Source organism: uncultured Pluralibacter sp. (assembly GCF_913775985.1).
GTDB lineage: Bacteria > Pseudomonadota > Gammaproteobacteria > Enterobacterales > Enterobacteriaceae > Pluralibacter.
The window spans coordinates 1-2,435 of record NZ_CAJYMB010000107.1; the positions used below are offsets into that span (position 1 = coordinate 1).

Genomic DNA, 2,435 nt, shown 5'->3' on the forward strand with positions numbered 1-2,435 from the left:
GGATCTGCTGCTGGCGTCTATCAAGCCGCTGGGCCTGGCCGCAACCGCTGCCGCGCTGTTCCTGACCGGGGTTATCCTGTCTGCCCGCAAGCTGAAACTGAACGCCATGGTCGGTATTGCCACCATCACCAAGCTGCTGATCCAGCCGTTTATCGCCTGGGGTATCGTGATGGGTCTGGGCCTGCACGGTTCCGTTGCCGTCACCGCTATCCTGATGATTGCGCTGGCCGCCGGCTTCTTTGGCGTGGTGTTCGGTAACCGTTTCGGCGTGCAGTCGCCGGATGCAGAAGCCGTGCTGCTGCTGAGCTCGGTACTCTCTATCCTCTCGCTGCCGCTGTTCATTACCTTAACCTCAGGACTGTAAGATGAAAAACGCGCCGCTCCCTCACGACCTGCTGTGGCTCAACGCCGCCGACGACCTGCTTCACGTCAGCGACGCGTGGGTCGCAACCCAGTGGCGCACCGCGCTGCCGGTAGTGGTGCGGCGCGATGTTAACGACCGGGGCGACGTCCCGGTCGGCGTACGCGGTATCAAGCGCGAGCAGCGCGCCGCCGGCTGGGTTCGCCCCGACGCGATAGCGCGCCGGCTTGCGCCTGAAGCGCTGGCCGACCGCCAGCGCCTGCTTGATTCACCCTTCGTTTCCCAGCCGCCGGTTCAGGCGGCAATTATGCTGACGACTTTTGCCTGGCCGTGGTGCTGGGGCATTACCGGCAGCACCGGCTACGCGCTGGCCACTGAAATTCCCGTACTGCACGCCGACAGCGATCTGGATTTGCTGATCCGCGCCCCGCAGCCGCTGGCTGATAATGAACTCCGGCAGTGGCAGGCTCAGGTAGCAAAGCTGCCCTGCCGCGCCGATACCCAGGTAGAGACGCCCCGCGGCGCATTTGCACTCAACGAGTGGCTGCGCGAAGGCCGGGTGCTGTTAAAAACGGCGACCGGACCGCGCCTGACCGACTCTCCCTGGCAGCAGGAGTCTTAACCGTATGAAAATTCTTTTTACGTTCCCGGGCCAGGGCACCCAGCGCCCCGGCATGCTGCAGCAGCTTCCCGATGGAGAAGCCGTCCTCAGCGAGGTTCGCGCCGTTCTCGGCGATGAAACCGACCAGCTCGACACTCCAGACGCCCTGAAACACACCCGCGCGGTGCAGCTGTGCCTGCTGATTGCGGGCGTCGCCTGGGCAAGAGCATTAATTCAGAATGGCCTGAAGCCGGATATTACCAGCGGGCTCTCCATTGGCGCCTATCCCGCCGCCGCCGTTGCAGGTGCGCTGCGCTTTGACGACGCCCTGCGCCTGGTAGCGCTGCGCGGCGACCTGATGGAGCAGGCTTATCCCCACGGCTATGGGCTCACCGCCATTATGGGATTAACGCTGGATCGGGTTGAGGCGCTGATGGCCGGCACCGAAACCTACATTGCCAATCTCAATGCCGAAACGCAGATTGTGATTGCCGGACGGGATGAAGAGATGGCCAAAGTCGCTCAACGGGCGCTGGACGCGGGCGCCAGCCGCGCCGCCAGGCTGGCAGTGAGCGTGCCGTCCCACTGCGCCCTGCTGGATAAACCCGCCGCCGAGCTGGCCGACGCCTTTCGCAGCGTGACGCTGTCACGCCCTGGTTGCACCTACCTGAGCGGCTCTACCGGGCGCGCGCTGTGGGAGCCGCAGAAAATAGCCGACGATCTGGCCTTTAATATGGCCCGCACCGTCCACTGGCAGGACGCGATGGTCGCGCTGGTTGGCGGCGACCATCGCGACGCGCGGCTGGCGCTGGAGATGCCGCCGGGCAGCGTGCTGACCGGGCTAACCCACCAGGCGGGATGGCAGGGAGAAGCTATCTGCATGGAGCGCAACAGCATTGAGGTGGCGCGCCACCTGGCAAACCGCCTCAGCCGTTGAGGCTGCGGGCGTACATCCGCCCTTCCGCCGCCAGCGCCAGCAGATCCTGATCCCGCTCGCGGTGGTGGGAGTAGACAATGGAGATAAGCTGGCGCATCTGGTAGGGCTCCGCCAGCTTGATAAGCCGCACATCGTTTTCATACACCTTCTTCATCCTGCCGGGGATCAGCGAAAAACCAACCCCCGCCTGCACCAGGCTAATCATCGAGAAAATATCGTTTACCCGGGTGACGATTTCCGGCTCAAAACCGGCAACGTGAAAAGCTTCCTGAAAACCGGCGTAGGTAGCAAACCCCTCCGCCAGCGAAACAAACTTGCGATCCGCATAGCTGCGCAGGTCGGCCTCGCCTTCGGCGGGCAGATCCTCGCTTGCCGGCGCGGCGAGAAAAATATCGTCGTGAAACAGCGGGATCGTTTCAAACGCCGAGTCGGCAAAACCCTCTTCGCTGGTGGAAATCAAGATGGCATCGAGCGCTTCATCTTCCAGCATATTGAGCAGCATTTCGTTCGATCCCATCGTGAGATCCAGCTCCAGC

The 2,435-nt window shown here is 63.1% G+C and carries 4 protein-coding genes; 3 read left to right on the forward strand and 1 reads right to left on the reverse strand.

Annotated elements, in window-relative coordinates; genetic code table 11:
* From QZ766_RS13230 to mdcH, 3 genes are all read left to right on the forward strand, one after another.
* The coding region (locus tag QZ766_RS13230; RefSeq protein ID WP_297202705.1) for an AEC family transporter at positions 1–364 on the forward strand (364 nt) is incomplete at its 5' end.
* A gap of 1 nt (position 365) precedes the next feature.
* Entirely contained in the window at positions 366–983 is a 618-nt protein-coding gene (locus QZ766_RS13235) for a malonate decarboxylase holo-ACP synthase (protein WP_297202707.1), read from the forward strand.
* Positions 984–987: 4 nt separating this feature from the next.
* A complete protein-coding gene (gene mdcH, locus QZ766_RS13240; RefSeq protein WP_297202709.1) occupies positions 988–1,899 on the forward strand; it encodes a malonate decarboxylase subunit epsilon in 912 nt (303 codons plus the stop codon).
* On the opposite strand, the gene QZ766_RS13245 is transcribed toward mdcH, so the two are convergent.
* A partial coding sequence (locus QZ766_RS13245; RefSeq protein ID WP_297202711.1) for a LysR substrate-binding domain-containing protein occupies positions 1,889–2,435 on the reverse strand: 547 nt, incomplete at its 5' end. The two genes, mdcH and QZ766_RS13245, sit on opposite strands and share 11 nt — an antisense overlap.

Excerpts from the sequence above, each read along its gene's own strand:
- QZ766_RS13235 (WP_297202707.1), top strand. The coding sequence starts at position 366 with ATGAAAAACGCGCCGCTCCCTCACGACCTGCTGTGGCTCAACGCCGCC.
- mdcH (WP_297202709.1), top strand. The coding sequence starts at position 988 with ATGAAAATTCTTTTTACGTTCCCGGGCCAGGGCACCCAGCGCCCCGGC.